This is a genomic window from Mesorhizobium sp. WSM4819 (assembly GCF_055811215.1).
The window spans coordinates 108798-127499 of sequence record NZ_JBVVQO010000014.1 but is presented as its reverse complement, the minus strand read 5'-3'; the positions used below and the strand labels follow the sequence as shown (position 1 = coordinate 127499).

Annotated in this window: 18 protein-coding genes and 1 pseudogene; 9 read left to right on the top strand and 10 right to left on the bottom strand. The window is 63.1% G+C overall.

The window, feature by feature from the left end; translation table 11 throughout:
* Positions 1-14 precede the first annotated feature (14 nt).
* Entirely contained in the window at positions 15-956 is a 942-nt protein-coding gene (locus tag AC0L18_RS15440) for an amidohydrolase family protein (protein ID WP_473493132.1), read from the top strand.
* Here the strand turns inward: AC0L18_RS15440 and AC0L18_RS15435 are convergent.
* Genes AC0L18_RS15435 through AC0L18_RS15420 form a run of 4 tightly spaced genes read right to left on the bottom strand, consistent with a single transcriptional unit; the run spans position 930 to position 5440 of the window.
* Positions 930-1901: an ABC transporter permease gene (locus AC0L18_RS15435; RefSeq protein WP_208602530.1), complete on the bottom strand. Its 972-nt coding sequence runs from the start codon at positions 1899-1901 to the stop codon at positions 930-932. The genes AC0L18_RS15440 and AC0L18_RS15435 overlap by 27 nt on opposite strands.
* Positions 1898-2854 carry an ABC transporter permease gene (locus AC0L18_RS15430; protein WP_473493159.1) on the bottom strand — a complete coding sequence of 319 codons (957 nt, stop codon included), beginning with the start codon at positions 2852-2854 and terminating at the stop codon, positions 1898-1900. The genes AC0L18_RS15435 and AC0L18_RS15430 overlap by 4 nt, the downstream gene beginning before the upstream one ends.
* 5 nt (positions 2855-2859) lie before the next feature.
* Positions 2860-4368 (bottom strand): sugar ABC transporter ATP-binding protein, encoded by a 1509-nt coding sequence (locus tag AC0L18_RS15425; RefSeq protein ID WP_473493131.1) that lies wholly within the window; start codon positions 4366-4368, stop codon positions 2860-2862.
* A 19-nt stretch (positions 4369-4387) separates the two neighbouring features.
* A complete protein-coding gene (locus tag AC0L18_RS15420; protein WP_473493130.1) occupies positions 4388-5440 on the bottom strand; it encodes a substrate-binding domain-containing protein in 1053 nt (350 codons plus the stop codon).
* A 241-nt stretch (positions 5441-5681) separates the two neighbouring features.
* Between AC0L18_RS15420 and AC0L18_RS15415 the strand changes: the two genes are divergently transcribed.
* Positions 5682-6482, top strand: coding sequence for an IclR family transcriptional regulator (locus tag AC0L18_RS15415; RefSeq protein WP_287218083.1), 801 nt, complete (start codon positions 5682-5684; stop codon positions 6480-6482).
* A gap of 334 nt (positions 6483-6816) precedes the next feature.
* Here AC0L18_RS15415 and AC0L18_RS15410 read toward each other — a convergent pair whose 3' ends face one another.
* Positions 6817-7836 (bottom strand): isopenicillin N synthase family dioxygenase, encoded by a 1020-nt coding sequence (locus AC0L18_RS15410; RefSeq protein ID WP_473493129.1) that lies wholly within the window; start codon positions 7834-7836, stop codon positions 6817-6819.
* Positions 7837-8281: 445 nt separating this feature from the next.
* Here AC0L18_RS15410 and AC0L18_RS15405 point away from each other — a divergent pair, with 445 nt between their 5' ends.
* Positions 8282-9088 (top strand): SRPBCC family protein, encoded by an 807-nt coding sequence (locus tag AC0L18_RS15405; RefSeq protein WP_473493128.1) that lies wholly within the window; start codon positions 8282-8284, stop codon positions 9086-9088.
* Positions 9089-9170: 82 nt separating this feature from the next.
* The gene (locus AC0L18_RS15400) at positions 9171-9401 is read left to right on the top strand and encodes an AbrB/MazE/SpoVT family DNA-binding domain-containing protein (RefSeq protein ID WP_473493127.1); all 231 of its coding nucleotides are present in this window, start codon (positions 9171-9173) and stop codon (positions 9399-9401) included.
* 76 nt (positions 9402-9477) lie between these two features.
* Here AC0L18_RS15400 and AC0L18_RS15395 read toward each other — a convergent pair whose 3' ends face one another.
* From AC0L18_RS15395 to AC0L18_RS15385, 3 genes are all read right to left on the bottom strand, one after another.
* Positions 9478-10059 (bottom strand): DUF1349 domain-containing protein, encoded by a 582-nt coding sequence (locus AC0L18_RS15395; RefSeq protein ID WP_236370340.1) that lies wholly within the window; start codon positions 10057-10059, stop codon positions 9478-9480.
* A 77-nt stretch (positions 10060-10136) separates the two neighbouring features.
* Positions 10137-11654 carry a S10 family peptidase gene (locus tag AC0L18_RS15390; RefSeq protein ID WP_473493126.1) on the bottom strand — a complete coding sequence of 506 codons (1518 nt, stop codon included), beginning with the start codon at positions 11652-11654 and terminating at the stop codon, positions 10137-10139.
* Between the two features lie 100 nt (positions 11655-11754).
* On the bottom strand, positions 11755-12852 hold the full coding sequence (locus tag AC0L18_RS15385) for a lactonase family protein (RefSeq protein WP_473493125.1): 1098 nt from the start codon (positions 12850-12852) through the stop codon (positions 11755-11757).
* Positions 12853-13009: 157 nt separating this feature from the next.
* Between AC0L18_RS15385 and AC0L18_RS15380 the strand changes: the two are divergent.
* The 3 genes and pseudogenes from AC0L18_RS15380 to AC0L18_RS15370 form a co-directional block, all read left to right on the top strand.
* Positions 13010-13145, top strand: a pseudogene (locus tag AC0L18_RS15380) (amine oxidase); the annotation flags it as partial.
* A gap of 3 nt (positions 13146-13148) precedes the next feature.
* Positions 13149-14309, top strand: a complete 1161-nt coding sequence (locus AC0L18_RS15375; protein WP_473493124.1) for a CaiB/BaiF CoA transferase family protein — start codon at positions 13149-13151, stop codon at positions 14307-14309.
* Positions 14306-15454: an extracellular solute-binding protein gene (locus AC0L18_RS15370; protein WP_473493123.1), complete on the top strand. Its 1149-nt coding sequence runs from the start codon at positions 14306-14308 to the stop codon at positions 15452-15454. Before AC0L18_RS15375 ends, AC0L18_RS15370 begins: the two co-directional genes overlap by 4 nt.
* Positions 15455-15474: 20 nt before the next feature.
* On the opposite strand, the gene AC0L18_RS15365 is transcribed toward AC0L18_RS15370, so the two are convergent.
* Both AC0L18_RS15365 and AC0L18_RS15360 read right to left on the bottom strand, forming a co-directional pair.
* On the bottom strand, positions 15475-16311 hold the full coding sequence (locus tag AC0L18_RS15365; protein ID WP_473493122.1) for an amidohydrolase family protein: 837 nt from the start codon (positions 16309-16311) through the stop codon (positions 15475-15477).
* A gap of 51 nt (positions 16312-16362) precedes the next feature.
* Positions 16363-17154, bottom strand: coding sequence for an IclR family transcriptional regulator (locus AC0L18_RS15360; protein WP_473493121.1), 792 nt, complete (start codon positions 17152-17154; stop codon positions 16363-16365).
* Positions 17155-17303: 149 nt separating this feature from the next.
* Here AC0L18_RS15360 and AC0L18_RS15355 point away from each other — a divergent pair, with 149 nt between their 5' ends.
* Both AC0L18_RS15355 and AC0L18_RS15350 read left to right on the top strand, forming a co-directional pair.
* Positions 17304-17633: an L-rhamnose mutarotase gene (locus AC0L18_RS15355; RefSeq protein ID WP_091597514.1), complete on the top strand. Its 330-nt coding sequence runs from the start codon at positions 17304-17306 to the stop codon at positions 17631-17633.
* Entirely contained in the window at positions 17626-18702 is a 1077-nt protein-coding gene (locus tag AC0L18_RS15350) for a Gfo/Idh/MocA family protein (protein WP_473493120.1), read from the top strand. Before AC0L18_RS15355 ends, AC0L18_RS15350 begins: the two co-directional genes overlap by 8 nt.

Genomic DNA, 18702 nt, shown 5'->3' with positions numbered 1-18702 from the left:
CATGAGAGAGATGCGTGCCAAAGCCTTACTCCGGACCGATCATCGATGCCCACCATCATCTTTGGGATCTCGGCCTCGGCCGCCATCCCTGGCTCGCCACAACGGCTGGCGAACGCGGCGGCCTGGGCGAGCTGGGCCCCTTGCGGCGAAACTATCTTCCTGAGGATTATTTGCGCGACGCCAGCCGGCACAATATCGTCGCCACCGTCCATGTCGAAGCCGGTTGGGCCGGGGACGACTGCGTCGGCGAAACGCGGTGGCTTGAAACGCTCGGCAAGTCGCAGGGCGTGGCGGCCCGCTACGTCGTTCACGTTCCGCTGGCGAACCGCCAAGCCCCGGCACTGGTCGAGGCGCAGGCGGCGTTCGACCGTGTCGTCGGCGTGCGTGACATACTGAGCTGGGATCCAGATCCTGCCCGCCGTTTCGCGGCCCGTGACGGCATCATGAACGATCCGGCCTGGCGCGCCGGCCTGGCGCTGCTTGCCGGCCACCGGCTGGTTTTCGACCTGATGGTGTTTCCGCGCCAGCTCGCCGGTGCAGCGCGCCTTGCAGCGGCCTATCCGAACCAGCAGTTCGTTCTCAACCACTGCGGCAGCCCGATCGATCGCGACGCCGACGGAATGCGGGCGTGGTGCGAAGGGGTTCGGCGTTTGTCCCAGTGTGACAACGTCGCCATCAAGATATCGGATCTGGTCGCCTACGATCATGACTGGACGCTCGACAGCCTGAAGCCGGTTGTCATGCATTGCATCGACTGTTTCGGCACGCGGCGCGCGATGTTCGGCAGTGACTTCCCGGTGGCCGGTCTGCACGCGTCGTTCGATGCAGTATATGACAGCTTCAAGGCCATTGCCGGGGAGCTTTCCGCAGACGAGCAGACGGCGCTGTTCTTCGGCAACGCAAGGCGCATCTACCGGCTTGACGATATGTCATCGGCGGGCCTGCTCCCTGCCTGAGAGAAGCAGCAGCCCCAGGATCAGCGAACCGAACAGGATGCTGCGCCAGCCCGGCGATGCGTTGACGACGGTTATGAGAGCCGTGATCGTGACCAGCAGGATGGCGCCGGGGATGGTGCCGGCATAGGTGCCGAGCCCGCCGAGGATCGAGGTGCCGCCGAGCACCACGGCCGCAATCGAGGCGAGCAGATAGGGATCGCCGATCCCGACATAGCCTTGCCCGTTCATGCCGAGCACCAGCACGCCCGCAAGCCCTGAATTGAAGCCGCTGATGCCGTAGACCGCCAGCGTCGTCGAGGTTACTGGAACCCCCGACAGTGCCGCGGCGAGCGGATTGGCGCCCATGGCGAAGAGCCGTGCGCCAAAGGATGTGGCATGCATTGCGGCCAGAACGATCACGGAGACGGCCACCCACAAGAGCACACCTGCGGGAATACCGGCCGGTCGCGCATTGCCGAGCCAGCGGACCAGCGGGTTTTCGGCGGTCACGGCGCTGCCGCCGGCGATGATGATCAGCAGACCCTGCAGGAATGTCGCCATGGCCAGGGTCATGATCATCGGATGGACGCGCAACAGCGCCACGCCCAGCCCGTTCACCAGACCGATTGTCGTCGTCAACGCAAGGACGGCAAGGACGGCGGTGAGCCCGGTCGGATCCCCCTGCCACGACAGCAGCGGCAGGCTGACGGCGCTCACTGTGACGATAGCCGCGACGGAAAGGTCGATGCCACCGGCAATCACCACGAAGGTCTGGCCCGCCGCAACCAGGCCAATTACCGCGGCCAGTTCGACCAGATAGCGCAAATGGCCATAGGCGCCGAAGCCACGCGAAACGAAGCTCGCGACGATCCACACCGCGGCAACGATGGCAACGGTGAGAAAAGGCCGGCTGCGCAGGATTGTCAGGGCGCGCCTGCCGCCTGCGCTCTCTTTCCATGCTGTCATTGCTGCACCTTGCGGAATTGCGGGGTGGCGACCGCCCCGATGATGATGAGGCCTTGTGCGACATACTGGGCGACCGGCGTGAAGCCGAGGAAGAACATCACACTGATCATCAGGCTGAGCAGCAGGCTGCCGGCAAGAGCGCCGCGCATCGTGCCTTGACCGCCGAGGAAGCCGATGCCGCCGAGCACGGCGGCGGCGATGGAATTCAGCGTGAAGGCCGTGCCGATGACCGGATCACCCGAACCCGTTTGCGCGGCAACGAACAGACCGGCGCCTGTGCAAAGCAGGCCACTGATCGCGTAAGCCGCTATCCGTGCGCCATCGACCGGCACGCCGGAGCGATAGGCGCCGACGGGATTCTCGCCGGCAGCATAGAGGCTCAAACCAAGCGGCGTGGCGAGATAGAGTTTCCACAGAAGTACGATGAGCATCAGCAGCACGAAGGCTGCGGGCGTGTTGCCGGCAAGCAGGTCCGACAGCCATTCCGGAATGGCGCCGCCGGGTCTCGGCAGGATGAGCAGCGCAGCACCGCCGATGATGAAGGAGCCGGCGAGCGTCACCACGATCGCCGGCAACCGAAGTTTCACGACAATGAACCCGGTTGCGGCACCGATGCCGACACCGGTCAACGCCACCGCAGCGGCACCGCCGGCTACGCCCAGCGGCCCGGTCATCGTCGTCGCGGCGATCACCGCGCCCAGGCTGACCATTGCGCCGATCGCCAGGCTGATGCCACCAGTGAGCATGAGGATCGCCTGGGCCATGGCGACCAGCGCCAGCGGAAACCAGCTCTGGGTGAATTTGGCGAAGCCGGAAGCGGTTAAGAGGCCAGGAAAGAGGAAGCCATAGGCGACGAGGAACGCCATAACCACGGCGAACAGGCTGCGCACGCCGACATTGCGGCGCAGTTGAACCGGCCAGTAGAGAGCGCCGGCTTGCCCTGAGGGAGCCACCGTATTCACGCCGCCACCTTTCGCTGTTCGGCGCCCATCGCGGCGGAAACGATCGCTTCCTCGCTCAGCGCGCCGCGCTCGAGCATGGCAACGATGTGACCCTCCCGGACCACCGCGACGCGGTCGCAAAGGTGCACCAGTTCGGGTGTGTCGGAACTGAGCAGCACGACCGCCTTGCCGGCGGCGGCGAAGTTGCGAAGCATCATGTAGATTTCGCGCTTGGTTTCGACATCGACGCCGCGCGTCGGGTCATTGAGGAGAAGCACAAGCGGGTCGTGCGGCATCCATTTCGCCAGCGCGACCTTCTGCTGGTTGCCGCCCGAGAGGGCCTGCGCCGGCCGGTCGAGGTCGCCCTTGATACCAAGCTGGGCAGCGAGACCTCTTGCCGTCTCGCGCTCGGCACGGCGGCTGCGCAGCTTCAGCGCCGGCAGTCTTGCGAAAGCGGGCAGCATCATGTTGGTGATGATGGAATGGATCAGGTGCAGGCCCTCGCGCTTGCGGTCGGCCGGGACATAGGCGAGGCCAAGCGCGTTGGCTGTCGGCACACCGCTGGGCAAACCCGAAGCCCCCTTAACGATCGCGGATGCCGTCCTGGCCGGAATGGCACCGTAGAGGCCGAGCAGCAAATCTTCCTGCCCTTGCCCGACCAGGCCCCCGATGCCAAGCACCTCACCCGTCCTGATGTCGAGATCGACGTCGCGCATCAGGCCGGCCGAAAAATTACGAACCGAAATGGCGTTGGCAGCCGATGCCGAAGGCTGCCAATGCGGAAAGAGGTCGCCGGGGTCGCGCCCGACCATCAGCCGTACCAGTCCTCTGGCGTCGGTTCCTTCCAGGGTGCGGTCCGCCGTGCAGGTGCCGTCCTTCAGGACGGTGACGTGCTGGCACAGCGCCATGACTTCGTTCAGCCGGTGCGAAATGTAGAGAATGGCGATGCCCTCGCCGCGCAGCCTCTCCAACAGGTCCGTCAGGACTTTCGTTTCGGTTGCCGAAAGCGACGAAGTGGGTTCGTCGAGAATGAGCACGCGCGGCCGGCGGTAAAGCGCCTTGGCGATCTCCACCATCTGCCGGCGGCCAAGCGACAATTGTCCGACCGGCATCGAGAGCGGTTCGTGAAGTCCGACAAGATCGCATGCTGCCCTGGCCCGCACTGCGAGTTCGGGATAGTCGAGCAAACCGAACCGGCGCGGATAGGCGCCAAGGCCGATGTTCTCGGCGATGGAGAGGCTGGCCGTCAGGCTGAGTTCCTGCTGGACGACGGCAATCCCTGCCTGTTGCGCATAGGCAGGGCTCATGCGCGACACCGGGCGCCCATCGACCTCGATCGCCCCGCCGTCCGGGCGCAAGGCACCGGACAAAAGGTTGATCAGCGTCGACTTTCCGGCGCCGTTCTCGCCGAGCAGCGCATGCACGCGGCCCGGCTGGAGAGCGATGGAAACATCGCGCAGGACGGGATTGCCGAAGAAGGACTTCGACACCCCCCGCGCAGCAAGAAGCGGAGCCGTGGTCAGCACTTTCTGCGACCTTTCAGGCTTATTGCTCAGCCAGAAGTTTCTTGAACAACTCCTCGTCGTAGGGCGAATAGATATAGCCGTCGGCCGGAAAGTCGGCCGCCCGTGCGAGGTACTGATCGATATTGGAATTGTCGATCACCGGCAGCGGGATCTTGACAAAAGCCGGCACATCCTTGCCTTCCAGCGCCTGGACGGCGGTGTAGGTGGCGAAAGCGCCGAGCCAGTTCGGCTGCATGGTTGCCCAGCTCTTGAGGCCCTTTTCCTTCCAGAGTTCGAGGAATTGGCGGGCATTCTCGCCGGTGATCGGCACTTGTTCGCGGCCCTGCTTGTCGAGGGCGAGCACCGCGCCCGCCGACAAGGCGCCGCCGAGCGACAGTATCCCGTCGATCTCGGGATTGGCGAACAGCAGGCTGGTGACGGCTTCCTGTGCAGGCGCGACATTGTAGGGTGTATTGGTCTCGGCAAGGACCGTCACGTCAGGATGGGCCTTGAGCGCCGCGTCAGCGCCTTTGCGCCGATCGTCGCTGACCGAAACGCCGGCCGGGCCGTTGAGGATGAGGATCTTGCCCTTGCCGCCGATCGCGTCGATAAGGAACTTGGCCGCCTGATCGCCCCATTGGGCGGAATCGGTGTTGACCTTGGCGGTCACCTGGTCGGTGTCGACGAGGCTGTCGAAGTTGATGATGGCGATGCCCTTGGCGCAGGCATCCGCCAGCACACGCGCCGGCGCGGTCGACGAGCCGGCAATCAGGATGATGGCGTCAACGTCGGAATCGATCATCGACTGGATCTGCTGGATCTGGACGTTTGCGTCGCCCTGGGCGTCGGTTACGACAAGCTTGTCGACCAGCCCCTGCTTCTTCAGGGTCTCGACCTCGGCTTCGATCGTGCCCTGTGTCTGCTTCATCCAGGTCGGCACTGAATAAATGTTGGCCCAGCCGATCGTGTACGGCGCCTTGCGGTCGCCCTTGATGCATTTGGCGGCCGCATTGGCCTGCGAACCGGCGCCGAGGCTTAGTAGGAGACCGAGGCAAAGGGCGTTGGCGGATGCGAAAAACGATGATTTCGTCATGATTGTTCCCTTCTGAGGTTATGCCTGGACGTGCGGGGTCCGGACGAGAAAACCCGCCGGTTGCCGCATCCGGAAACCGCGTGTTTTTCTCGTCAGAACGTTCTGCGCCTGGCTCGTTATTGTCTGATATTTCAGACAATGGGTCTGTATATCAGACAAATGGGATGCTAGACTGAGCCTTGACATCTTTCAAGCGTCTTGAGACGAGGGCCGAATTGATTTTTACGCGGATGCGGCCGACATGAGCGATGGAGCTACTGGTCTGATCGAAACGGAAGCCGGCGCCGAGCCGCGCAATGGCGAACGCCGCCGCGGCATCGACCGCGTCATCATGCTGCTGGAAGCGCTTTTGCGGCACCGCGCGCCGATGCGCGTCGGCGACATCGCCAAGATGATCGGCGCACCGCGTTCGACCACTTACGAAATCGTCAACAGCCTGCTCGAAGCCGAAATGCTCGAAAACGTCGGGACGGAAGGCTACGTCTATTTCGGTCGGGCTATGCATCTGTTCGGCTGGGCCTACTCGCATCACAACGCCCACTACCGGCGCATTATCGAGACGCTGGACAAGATGGCGGCGGAGACCGGCGAGACCGTGCAACTGTGCGGCCTGCGCGGGAACAAATACATCGTTCTCGATTGCCGTGATTCTTCCGGCCCGTTCCGGATTTCAAGCGATGTCGGGGTCGAGGTGCCGATCCCGTGGACGGCGTCCGGGCGGCTCCTGCTCGGCCATATGAGCGAGCAAGAAGTGAAGGACTTCATCCCGCCTGGCGACTACAAGCTGCCCGACGGCCGCGTCATTGCGCCAGCCGAATTCTTCAGCGACGTCGCCCTGGCCCGCCGGCAAGGTTTCAGCGAGACCGTCGCCCTCGCCGACCGCTTCACGTGGTGCATGGCCGCGCCCATCCGCGATAGCTACGGCGCCATCAACAAGACTCTTTGCTTCGTGTTGCCGGTCGACACACCGGAAGCGCGGCGCAGCGAATTGCTTGCCCTGCTGTGCGAACGCGCCCGTGGATTGTCGTTGGCGGGAAGCTAACGCATTTCGCCCAAAAGTGCGCAGCGGTTTTGCGATGACGACATGCATAAAAACAAAGAACTTAAAGCGCGTCGCGTGAATTCCTTATGACGCGCTTTTTGAAGAATCGGCTCTGGCGCCTTCGCCAAGGGAGCGCGGAAAAAAATGGCCGGGCTCGAATACGGCCCGGTCAAAAGAAGGTTACAACCTTCAGAGGGGAACGCCGTTCAGGGGAATGGGAGGAAACCGCCGAACGGTGTTACCTGTTTGAGCTTGTTTGAGCGGGTTGGCGACGAACAAAATTCCAAAAGCCGGCGGGATAGCGAAAATTCCTGTTCTATTTGCTCTGACGTCTTCAGCCGGGTGATGCCCTTGTCTCAAGGAGATCGGCATAGTGCCGGCGCGCCACGTCAGGATGCGAGCGCAGGCGACTTTTCAGCACGTTGGTTCCGACGTCGCGAAACAGCGGGTTGTCCGGATCGCTCGCCGGTCCGCGCGCCTCGGCAGCCAGTTCTTCAGGCAGGGTGAGCAATGGGATCGTCCCATCGAGCCGGGCGCTGAAGAAGAATGGAACGGAAATTCGCTCGATACCAGCCGGCGGCGTCACGACACGGTGCACCGTTGCCCTGAGATAACCGTTCGATGCCAGTTCGAGGAGCTCGCCGATGTTGACCACCAGCGTTCCAGGGATGGGATCCACATTCACCCAGCTTCCGTCATATTCGACTTGCAGCCCCTTGTTGTCGTCCTGAAGCAGGAGCGTCAGGAAACCGCCGTCCTTGTGTGCGCCGACACCCTGGTCGCCGCCGGTTGTGTCGCGCCCGGGATAGCGCACGATCTTCATGCGATGGTTGGGCTCACCGCTATAGATCGGATCGAAAGCATCCTCGGCCTGGTCGAGCGACAGCGCGAAGGCCTTCAGCAGGCGGACTGCCACCGCCGTCGCCCTGGTCTGCCATGCCAGCAGTGCCGGCTTGAGTTGCGGCAGGGCCGAAGGCCATTGGTTCGGCCCTTGCAGCCGCGTCCAGGCAGGAATGCCCGGCCCCTTTGGTATGGGTCGACGCTCGACGCCGATGTCGAGCTGTTCGCGCCAATCGGCCTTGCCCCTGGTCAGTTCGCCACCGGTGCGCGTGTAGCCGCGGAATTGCGGGGACTTGACCATTTCGATGGCCAGCTTGTCGGCTTCCGGCAAGGCAAAGAACCGCCGCGAGGCGTCGAGCATCTCGTCGATCTCCACAGCCGAAATTCCATGGCCGCTGAGATAGAAGAAGCCGACATCGCGGGCCGCCGTGCGCAGATCGAACAGAAAGGTCCGACGCTCCGACGCGCCCTGTTCGAGACGGCTGAGATCGAGCACGGGTACAATCCTGGCCATGGTCAACCTCCTCCTGCCTCAGGCTTGGCTCAGGCCTTTACGGTGACACGCAGGTTGTTTCGATCAAAGCAACGCTCGATCCAATCTCAATGCCATTGGCGGAAAGTCAGCGCTGCGTTTGGCGGCCGGCAGGCAAATAACGTCCGAACGGCTGTTCCAGGCACACTCACGGCCAGGCGCTGCAATGTCATTGCATTAAGAGTTCTGCGGTCTCAGGTTCGCCCTCTCTTCATGAATTCGGCTCGATTGCGAACGCTCAGATCACACGACACGGCGACGACGCGTCATAGCCGCTTTCAGCCATCAGCGCGCGTCTTGACAAAATATTTTGTCAATACGAAAATGAGTATGCTTGAGCTTTGGCGGGCGGCCGAATCGGCTCGTAGTGGCGTCGTACTACACCCGGCCCCGGCTGTGAGGACGCCAATCCCTGAAAGGAGTTCCCATGCCGATCAAGAAAGATGAAACCGGAAAGCGTTGGGTCGAGATGGAGTTCATCACGCCCGGCACACCCGAGCAGGTGTGGCGGGCCATTGCGACGGGCCCCGGCAACACTGCCTGGTTCACAAAAACCACGATCGACGAGCATGTCGGCGGCAGGCTTCATTTCGACTTCGGTCCCAATGGCGCGTCCACCGGCGAAGTGACGATTTGGGAGCCGCCGTTCCGTTTCGGCTATGTCGAACGCGACTGGAGCGAAGGCGCGCCGCCTGTCGCAACGGAGATCACCGTGACCAGCCGGTCGGGTGATCGTTGCGTCGTCCGCATGGTCCATTCGCTGTTTGCCTCGACCGACGATTGGGATGATCAGTTGGAAGGGTTCGAGAGCGGCTGGCCCGGCTTTTTCGAGGTGCTGCGCATTTACCTTTCGCACTTCGCTGGCGAAAACGCCGCCAGCTTCAGCGTCATGGCCAGCACGAAGGCCGACCAGCTCTCGATCTGGAGGCAACTTACCGAGACGCTCGGACTGGCCGGCGCAAATGTCGGCGAGCAGCGGAATGGACCGCTGCAGCCGGAGAGACTATCCGGCATAGTCGAACGCGTGCGGCAGGACGACAAGCAGCGCTTCATCGCGCTGCGCCTGACTGCACCTGCTCCCGGCATTGCCCTGATCGGAACCTATGATATCGATGGCAGCGCAAACGCCAGCATGGCATTGTATCTTTATGGCGACGACGCCGAACAGCGCGCCGTCGAGGGCGAGCCCAAGTGGCGAAACTGGTTTGGCGAAATCTTCAAGCATCCGGGCTGACGGATGCTTCTGGATCGGCCGGCCAGAAGGTCGGCCGCCCGGGCAGTTCCGTTATCATGGCGCATATGCATAGAAGAGTGTGATGAAGGTCGCCAGGTGGGGCAACAGCCTCGCTATCCGTATTCCTGCAGTTGTGGTCGAGATCCTCGAACTCGGGGAAGGCGATGAGATTGAGATCCACGTCGCCGATGCCCGACGACTCGGCGTCGCGCGCAAACCTGCGCGCGAGGAATTACTGAAGCGGCTTCGCGCCTTCCGCGGCCGCCTTCCCGCCGATTTCAAGTTCGACCGGGACGAGGCGAATGCCCGGTAGCTTCTTCGACCGCGCAATTCGGCTGTCGGAACGATACTGCTGTGAAAGCGGCGCCCCGATCCGCTGACAGGACGCGTCAGTCGTGGAGTTCCCTCGAGATCGCCGGGCCGACTGAAAAATCGCTGAATGTGACTTCAAAACCTTCACGTTGCGGCGAACAGCACATCATGCCGACATCGACTGTTTTCGAGGGCGGGAAGTAGGCGAGCCGCACCGGCTTCCAGCGATGGTCGGAGGCATCGAGATACTGAACGCGGATTGTCTCGGCATGGCGGGTCAGCCGGATCCTGACTCCGTCCGGACCGGCCGGGATGCTGACCAACGACCAGTCGGAAGCATCATTGGTGACGACGACCGAAAAATAGGCGAGCCCGTCGGTGAACTCGATGCCGGCCTTGACCCAATGCGTCTCGCTCAGCCGGACCATCAAACCGGCCTGATCATAGAGCACCTTGTAGTCCCCCTTGACGGTGACCTCGGCGCTGAAATCGCCCTCGACCTGCCGGTAGAGGAAGTGGCCATTGTCACGCCAGAAGTCATAAAAAGTCTCGCGCCAGAAATCGGTTTCCTTGCCGGTCCGAACATGCACGGTGCTGTCGCCGAAGGCATGATGCGGTGGCGGGTTGAGCCAGGTCAGTTCTGCAGGCTGAGATGTCATCGACTTGTTCGCCTCGCCGGTTCGTGTTGCGTCATCCGCCTCTCATGCGACGAGGCGGATTTGTTTCTTTTACGAGCTCATTTCGGCGCTTGGTAAAGCTCGGACGCGGCCTCTCTCAGCGCGCGCCGGCTCTCCGGCCTGAAATACATCATGTGGCCGCCTTCCAGCAGTTCGAGGCGGATAGGCGTTGCGCCGGGAAGCGAAGGAACCTGGCCGACAAGATAGCGTGACACCAGATAGGGCGTCACCAGGTCGGTGTAGCCGTTGACGATCAAAACGCCGAGGCCGGGATTTAGCGCGCGCGCCTGCTGAAGGTCATCCATCACGCCGGTATAGCCCTGACGCGTCGGGCTCGTCCCGTAATCCCAATTTCCGCTGATTTCACGGTTGAGAAGCCGATAGCTTAGATCGGTACGGAATTTCAGTTCCTCCCTGACATAGCTGACAAAGGCGGAAGTGAGCGCCGGCACGCTTCGATCCAGCACCGGATCAGGGCCGCTGGGCCTTGGACTTTCCGGGGCAACGTCTGCCGTTTCGATCGTGCCGTCATAGACGCTGAGAACATTGCCCCTTGCCCGCGCAAACTCCTTGGCGAAGAGCGCGGTGGGAATGCGTGCAAAGTTTCGTTTCACGAGTTCGAGCGGCAGGCCGGTGATTTCAGCAACGCGCGGGCTCGCCAGACGCCCGCCCTGTTCGAGCCCGCTGGCAAGCGCGACGAGATAGTCGCCAAGCGCATAGCGTTCGACATCGGCCAACCGCTCCTGCAACTCGGAACCGGTGACGCTTTCGCTGCGCAGGCGCACCGCCGCCAGCGACGGCAGCTCAAGCGCCCAGTGAAGCGGCTGGAACTCGTCGGGCCGCACCAGTGTGAATTCGAGCGCCGGCGAGATGAGCACGATGCCGCGAGGACTGACGCCGATATCTTCCTGAAGCGTCTTGGCGAGCAGTGCCGCCCGAAACCCGCCATAGCTTTCGCCGGCAAGAAACACCGGCGACGCTGTGCGGCCCGCCTGTGCCAGATAGAGCCGGATGAAGGCGCCCATCGCGGCGGCGTCCTGGTTGACGCCCCAGAAGCTGCGTGCCTCGGTGCCGGATGCTTCGCGGCTGTAACCGGTTCCGACGGGATCGACAAAGACCAAGTCGGTCATGTCGAGCCAGGTGTTCGAGTTGTCCAAAAGCCGCTGCGGCGGTGGGAGAAAACTTCCATCGGCCGCTGTCGCCATCACGCGTGGACCAAGCGCGCCAAGATGCAGATAGGCGGAAGCCGCTCCGGGACCACCGTTGAATACGAAAGTGATCGGGCGGCGGGGATCAGGTTCCCGGCTTGGCTCGGGACGCAGCGTGTAGGCGACATGAAAGATTTCCGCGGTGACGTCGCCCTTGCCGGATAGCAACGACAGCGTGCCGGCCCTTGCCTGATAGTTGAGCGTGCGTCCCGCGATCACGATCGAATGATCTGAGACCTGGGGCGGCGGGAGCAGCGACAGAACGCCGCCCGAAGGCGACGGCCGTTCGGCCACTTGCGCATGGCCGGCTGGAAGGCCGCCGACCAGCACCAGCATAGCAAGGGTGATTTCTAGGAGCTTGGTACGCATGGCGACTCCGCAGCGGAACGACTGCAAGCTACCACGCTGATGGCTCAGCCGAAATCACAGGACTGTGCACGCCCTCGCTGCTGGAAGGAGAGCAAGGCTTTCAACGCACGATCTTCACGCACATTGGCGTGCCGATATCGATAAACCGCCCGGTGTCGGCCAGCCGACCCGTGGCCGCATCGCGTGCGAAAATCGAGATGCGGTCGGCGTTCTGGTTGGCCGAGAAGAGATGGCGACCCGAGGGCGTCAGTGCCAGATTGCGCGGCGTAGCGCCCCCGCACGGCGCATGGTCGACCAGCGCAAGCGTGCCGGTCCGCTGGTCGACGGAAAACACCACGACACTGTCATGGCCGCGGTTGGAGCCATAGAGGAAGCGGCCGTCGGGCGATATCTGGATGTCGGCGCAATGATTGCCGTCGCGCGCCGCGGCCGGCACGGCCGGCCTCGTGTCGATCTCGGTGAGCCTGCCCGACGCTTCGTCCAGCGCAAGCGAGACGACCGTCGAATCCAGTTCGTTCATGACGAATACGAAGCGCCCGCCCGGATGCAGCGCCGCGTGACGTGGCCCGGCGCCGGGCGCAAGCGCCGACTCCGCCAGTCTGGTCAGGCCGCCGTCGGGCCCGATGCGGTACGAGACAAGCCGATCGATGCCGAGATCGGCGACCATCGTCACGCCACCGGCAATCGTCTCGGTGACGCTGTGGGCATGGGGACGTTCCTGACGAACTGCGTCGGGACCAGTTCCGCTATGGGCGACGCTCGACAACGGCGCGGTCAAGCCGCCATCGTCGCGCAATCCGTAGACGACGAGCGAGCGATCGGGGCCGCCTTCGCCCATGCCGTAATTGGCGACCAGGAGCTTCGTCCCGTCGCGCGTGACGGTGTTGTGCGCCGTGATGCTGCCAAGCGTCGGCTGCTTGTTGATGTAGGAAAGCGTGCCGGTTTGCCTGTCGAAATGGTAGGCCGAGACCACACCTTCGCGCCAGGTGAACACTTCGGAGTTGGCATAGACATGGGAGCCGTCCGGCGTCACCGACAGGAAGGTCGGATTGTCGACGTCTCCCGTCTCGGCCAGTTTCCTCGTCTCCAGCGTCTCTTCGTCGAAACTGTAGACGCCGAGCCCGACGCCGCGCGCGCCCTGAAAATAAGGCGCCTCGCGGTTGAGGCTGCCGACGAAGACCAGACAGGCGTCCTGCATCGAAATCCCCCCTTGTTCCGCCGACACCCAGCCGCAGCGGATCGCGGCAAAATTTCGCCTGTTCACGCTTGAAACACAATCCCATATGTGAAAATACTATTCACCAAAGAAGATTGGTACGGGGACCGATCGTGCAATCCAATCTCGACACGAAACCCAATACAAGGAGATGGGGCTGATCCGCGCCAGCTATGAAGTCCAAGGGTGAAGGAGAACTCGTGCTTTATTGCCAGCACCTGCAGACGGTGAAGTGCCGGAATCCGGCCGGTTTCGCCGGCAAGACGGAGACATAGGCGATGGCTGCCATCGCCGAATTGCCGCTGACCGGGCTCGTCGTCGTCGATATGAGCCAGTTCCTGTCCGGGCCCTACTGCTCGCTGCGGCTGCTCGACCTCGGCGCCCGCGTCATCAAGATCGAGCGCCCCGATGGCGGTGACCTGTCGCGCCGGCTCTATCTCAGCGACACCGAGATCGGCGGCGATTCCACCATCTTCCACGCCATCAACCGGGCCAAGGAAAGCTTTGCCATCGACCTCAAGGAAGAGGCCGATCTGGCGGCGCTGCGCGGCCTGCTGGCCAAGGCCGACGTGCTGATCCAGAATTTCCGGCCCGGCGTCATCGAGCGCCTTGGCCTTGACTACGAGGCGGTGCGCAAGATCAATCCACGCCTGGTCTATGCCTCGATCAGCGGCTATGGCGAAGAAGGCCCCTGGGTCAAGCGCCCCGGGCAGGATCTGCTGGCGCAGGCGCGTTCCGGCGTGATGTGGCTGAACGGCGACGAGGACCAGGGTCCGGTGCCGTTCGGCCTGGCGATTGCCGACATGCTGGCAGGCGCCGCCGCCGCGCAAGGCATCCTTGCCGCACTGGTGCGGCGCGGCCTGACCGGCACCGGCAGTCATGTCGAGACCAGCCTGCTCGAAGCGCTGGTCGACTTCCAGTTCGAGGTGCTGACCACGCATCTCAATGACGGACGCCGCCTGCCACGGCGATCGGCGTTCCGCAGCGCCCATGCCTATCTGTCGGCGCCTTACGGCGTCTATCCGGCCAAGGACGGCTATCTGGCGATTGCCATGACGCCGATCCCGAAGCTGGCCGACCTTTTGGAACTCGAACAGCTTGCGCCCTATCGCGATCAGCCGTCGACCTGGTTCACCGCCCGCGACGAGATCAAGGCGATCATTGCGAAGAAAATCGCGACGAAGACGGTCGACGAATGGCTTGCCATCCTCGAGCCGGCCGACATCTGGTGCGCCAAGGTGCTGACCTGGCCGGAAATGATGGCCAGCGAAGGTTTTCAGGTGCTCGACATGCTGCAGACAGTGACGCGCGAGGATCACGTCTCGATCCTCACCACGCGTTCGCCGCTCAGGGTCGATGGCGTCCGCGCCAAGGTCGAGCGGGCGGCGCCGCGCATCGGCGAGCACAGCGCAAAGATCCGCGAAGAATTCGGGCTGTGAGCGACGTGACGCTCAAAGGCATGACCTGGAGCCATCCGCGCGGCTACGACCCGATGGTCGCCTGTTCGGGACTGTGGAAGCAGCAGACCGGCGTCACCATCGAATGGGACAAGCGCTCGCTGCAGGATTTCGAATCGTTTCCGGTCGAGGACCTGGCCCGTGCCTACGATTTGATCGTCATCGATCATCCGCATGTCGGCCAGATCACCGCCGAGACTTGTCTGGCGCCGCTAGACGTTGTGGGGCGTGAAGAGGAACGCGCGGCACTGGCGGCAGGCAGCGTCGGCCAGTCCCATCCTAGCTACAACTGGCAAGGCCGGCAGTGGGCGTTTCCGATCGACACGGCCAGCCAGGTGCAGGCGTGGCGGCCGGACATGCTTTCCGCCGCGCCGGCGAACTGGTCCGAGGTGCTCGACCTGGCGCGGCAAGGGCGCGTGCTGCTGCCGCTCAGGCCGCCGCATTCGCTGATGGTGTTCTACACGCTTGCCGGCAATCTCGGCAGGCCCGCCATCGAAGAGCCTGGCGACCACATTAACCCTGACATCGGCGGCCGCGTTTTCGAGATGATGCGCGAGATCGCGGCTCTCGTCGATCCGACCTGCCTTGGCATGGACCCGATCGGCGTCCTGGAGGAGATGGCCAGTTCCGGCACGCGGATCGCCTGCGCGCCGCTGATCTACGGCTACGTTTCCTATGCCATCGCCGGATTCCGCAGCAGCCGCCTTGCCTTCGCCGACATTCCGCCTGCCGGCGACGCCGGTGTAGTCGGGTCGGCGCTCGGCGGAACCGGCATTGCCGTGTCGGCCTTTTCGAAGGCCACGCAAGAGGCCATCGACTTTGCCTATTGGATCGCCAGCGGCGAGGTGCAGCGCGGCCCCTATGCGTCGGCCGGCGGCCAGCCCGGCCATGCCGCAGCCTGGGACGATGCCGCCGTCAACGCAGCCACCGGCAATTTCTACAAGGACACCCGCGCCACGCTCGAGAGCGCCTGGGTCAGGCCACGCCAGGATGGCTACATGGCCTTCCAGCAGGCGGCCTCCGATCGTATCAATCTCGGCCTGACCGAAAGGCAGGATGCCGGCCGCGTCGTCGCCGATCTCAATCGCCTGTTTGTGAAGAGTCTCCGGCACCCGGCGCTGAGATGAGGCAGAGTTCGCTAACTTCTCTACAAATTCCAGAGCCGCTTCGCATTGGCGGAGAGCAGCTTTTGCCGTTCATCGACGCTTGCTCCGGCAAGCAGCGCATGCGTTGCCGCAATCCAGGTCGCAAGCCCGCCGCCTAGCGTGCAGACCGGCCAGTCGCTGCCCCACACGACGCGGTCCCAGCCAAAGCATTGGACGGTGTGCTCGACATAGGAACGCAGCGTTTCGACAGTCCAGGATCCAGCGTCCGCATAGGCGACCACACCGGAAATTTTGCCGACGACGTTCGGGCGCCGCGCGATCTCCGCCATATGCTCGCGCCAGGGATGCTCACTGCTGCCCTTGATGTCGGGCACGCCGCAATGGTCAAGCACGAACTGCACGTCCGGCGCGACGTCGGCAAGCGCAATCGCCTTGGGGATCTGATGCGGCAGGACGACGAGGTCGAAGGTCAGTTTGGTGCCGGCAAGCCGCTTGATGTTATCGCGAAACAGCGCGCCTTCCGAAAGCTCGTCCGGCACGACGTGGAGCACACGGCGAAAACCCTTGACGAAAGGATCGGCGCGCTGGCGCTCGAGATAGGCGGCAAAGCCCGGCTCTTCCGGACGGCAGGAGGCTATTGCCCCGCGCAGCAAGCTGTCCTTCGGGTGTGACAGCGCCTTTACGTGACTGGTCTCAGCCTCGATATCGGCCGGATCGACATCGACCTCCATGTGCAACGCGCCCTCTATGCCGGCGCGGCGAGCCTGGACTGCATATTCGTCGTAGGGGAAATCGCGGTTCAGCGCCGGCACGTTGGAGAGCCAAGGGTAGCGCAACGCCGACTGGTCGATCAGATGCAGATGGGTATCGAAGATCATGATTGCGCGCTCCTCCTTCGCCGTTTCAAAATCATCTCACGCAGAAATTGTTCAATCAGTCGCCTGCTTGGCAGCGGCTCCCGCCAGTTGCGACAGCTTTTCGGCCGTTGCCAGCAACAGTTCTATGGTCCTCGTAATGTCGGGCGCCCTGGGTGCGTTGATCAGGGTTATGTAGGGGATCGACAGCGCGGCGATCGCCCTACCGTCCGAGCCAAGCACAGGTGCCGACAGGTTGAACACACCGGCGGTCTGCATCGATGCCATCATTTCATAGCCGCGTTGTCGGATCTGGTCGAGACGGGCAAAGAAGTCCGGCGATTGAGGCGGCTTGTGGGCGCTGCGCAGATGTTCGGAGATCATCATCCGCCGCTCTTCCGGCGAGCGGAACGCCAGCAGCACATGTCCGGAGCCGGTGTCGAACAGGCTGACATGCGCGCCGACGCGAATCGAGATGCCCCAATAGTCCGGCGCCTCCTGCTGGGCGATCACCACGGCAGAACCGCGGTCGAAGACGACAAGCTGGTTTGACTGCTGCGAGGTCTCGGCAAGTTCGCGCATCAGCGGCGTCGCAAAGGAAACCAGCCGCCGCACCGGCGCGTGCAGATGCGCCAGGCCAAACAGCTTGAGCGTCAGCGCGTAACGGTCGCCATCCGGCCGCGTGACGTAGCCGCGCCGCACCAGCCGGTCCAACATGCGGTAGAACTCGTTGGGGCTGCGGTCGAGCTTCTTGGCGATTTCCGCCTGGGTCAGGCCGCCATCGACGCCGGCCAGAAGCTCAAGGATGTCGAGACCCTTGTCGAGCGCCGGCGCGCGATAGCGGTCATCGTCCTCGTCCTCCGCCATAATCACTCCCCGTGGTCAGCATCCGAAGGACCATCGGCTTGGTGATTGTGTAAATTATTTGTTTGTATGTAAATAGTGGGCAGATCACCGCCGGTGCAACGCAACGCATCGCGGCATTCATAACGACGATAGTGAAACAGGAGCCGGACATGCAGCGGATGGCAATGGTGCTCGGCCTCAAGCCGGAAAAGGTCACCGAATATGTGCGGCTTCACGCAGCCGTCTGGCCTGAAGTGCTGGCGATGATTTCCGCCTGCAACATCAGGAACTATTCGATCTATCTCAAGGAGCCGGAGCACCTCTTGTTCAGCACTTTCGAGTACCACGGCACCGACTATGCCGCCGACATGGCGAAGATGGCCGCCGATCCCAAGACGCAGGAATGGTGGGCGCTGTGCATGCCTTGCCAGGAGCCGCTGCCGACCCGCAAGGAGGGCGAATGGTGGGCATCGATGGACGAAGTCTTCCATCATGACTGATGGCGTTTTCGACCCAGCCTCGCTCTCCCAGTCCTGGGCGAAGCCATCGAAGCCGCGGCCGATCGTGATTTTCGGCGCCGGCTCGATCGTCGGCGACGCGCATTTCCCGGCCTATCGGAAAGCCGGCTTTCCGGTCGCCGGGCTTTTCGATCCAGACCACGCCAAGGCGGAAAAACTCGCGGCCAACTGGGGCGTCACCGCTTACCGGTCGATCGAGGAGGCTGCGTCAATCGACGGCGTCATCTTCGACCTGGCGACGCCGCCGGCTCATCATGCCGGTGTGCTCAGGGCGCTGCCCGACGGCGCCGTAGCGCTGATCCAGAAGCCGATGGGCAGCGACCTCAGCGAGGCCACCGAGATCCTCGAAATCTGCCGCGCCAAAAATCTGAAAGCGGCGGTGAATTTCCAGCTTCGCTTCGCGCCGATGATGCTGGCGCTGAAGGATGCGATCGCCAGGGGCTGGCTGGGCGACGTCCTCGATTTCGACGCCTGGCTGGCGCTGGCGACACCCTGGCAGCTGTGGGAATTCCTGCTGAAGGCGCCGCGCGTCGAGATCGCCATGCACTCGATCCACTATCTCGACCTGATCCGGCAATTGCTCGGCGATCCCAGGGGCGTTCACGCCAAGACGCTCGGTCATCCCGGCCACAAGGTCGCGCAAACCCGCACCAGCGCGATCCTCGACTATGGCGATATTGTGCGCTGTGCACTGTCGATCAATCATGATCATAAATTTGGCCGAAAACACCAGGCCTGTGAGTTCCGCATCTGCGGAACCGAGGGCGCCGCCTATCTCAAGCTCGGGCTCAACCTCGACTATCCGCGCGGCGAGCCCGATGTCCTTGAAATTTGTCCCAGGGGCGGCTCAGACTGGGTCACGGTGCCGCTCGTCGGCGAATGGTTTCCGGACGCATTCGTCGGCCGCATGGCCAATGTCCAACGCTACGCATCAGGCGAAGACGCCGAGCTTGTCAGTTCCGTCGAGGACGCCTGGAGCACAATGGCGCTGGTCGAAGCTGCCTACCAATCGAGCGCGGCGCCGGCAACACCGATCGCGGCGAGGCCCTGA

Excerpts from the sequence above, each read along its gene's own strand:
- AC0L18_RS15355 (WP_091597514.1), top strand. The coding sequence starts at position 17,304 with ATGCAGCGGATGGCAATGGTGCTCGGCCTCAAGCCGGAAAAGGTCACC.
- AC0L18_RS15395 (WP_236370340.1), bottom strand. The coding sequence starts at position 10,059 with ATGACATCTCAGCCTGCAGAACTGACCTGGCTCAACCCGCCACCGCAT.
- AC0L18_RS15360 (WP_473493121.1), bottom strand. The coding sequence starts at position 17,154 with ATGGCGGAGGACGAGGACGATGACCGCTATCGCGCGCCGGCGCTCGAC.
- AC0L18_RS15390 (WP_473493126.1), bottom strand. The coding sequence starts at position 11,654 with ATGCGTACCAAGCTCCTAGAAATCACCCTTGCTATGCTGGTGCTGGTC.
- AC0L18_RS15385 (WP_473493125.1), bottom strand. The coding sequence starts at position 12,852 with ATGCAGGACGCCTGTCTGGTCTTCGTCGGCAGCCTCAACCGCGAGGCG.
- AC0L18_RS15415 (WP_287218083.1), top strand. The coding sequence starts at position 5,682 with ATGAGCGATGGAGCTACTGGTCTGATCGAAACGGAAGCCGGCGCCGAG.
- AC0L18_RS15420 (WP_473493130.1), bottom strand. The coding sequence starts at position 5,440 with ATGACGAAATCATCGTTTTTCGCATCCGCCAACGCCCTTTGCCTCGGT.
- AC0L18_RS15405 (WP_473493128.1), top strand. The coding sequence starts at position 8,282 with ATGCCGATCAAGAAAGATGAAACCGGAAAGCGTTGGGTCGAGATGGAG.
- AC0L18_RS15400 (WP_473493127.1), top strand. The coding sequence starts at position 9,171 with ATGAAGGTCGCCAGGTGGGGCAACAGCCTCGCTATCCGTATTCCTGCA.
- AC0L18_RS15350 (WP_473493120.1), top strand. The coding sequence starts at position 17,626 with ATGACTGATGGCGTTTTCGACCCAGCCTCGCTCTCCCAGTCCTGGGCG.
- AC0L18_RS15410 (WP_473493129.1), bottom strand. The coding sequence starts at position 7,836 with ATGGCCAGGATTGTACCCGTGCTCGATCTCAGCCGTCTCGAACAGGGC.
- AC0L18_RS15435 (WP_208602530.1), bottom strand. The coding sequence starts at position 1,901 with ATGACAGCATGGAAAGAGAGCGCAGGCGGCAGGCGCGCCCTGACAATC.
- AC0L18_RS15365 (WP_473493122.1), bottom strand. The coding sequence starts at position 16,311 with ATGATCTTCGATACCCATCTGCATCTGATCGACCAGTCGGCGTTGCGC.
- AC0L18_RS15375 (WP_473493124.1), top strand. The coding sequence starts at position 13,149 with ATGGCTGCCATCGCCGAATTGCCGCTGACCGGGCTCGTCGTCGTCGAT.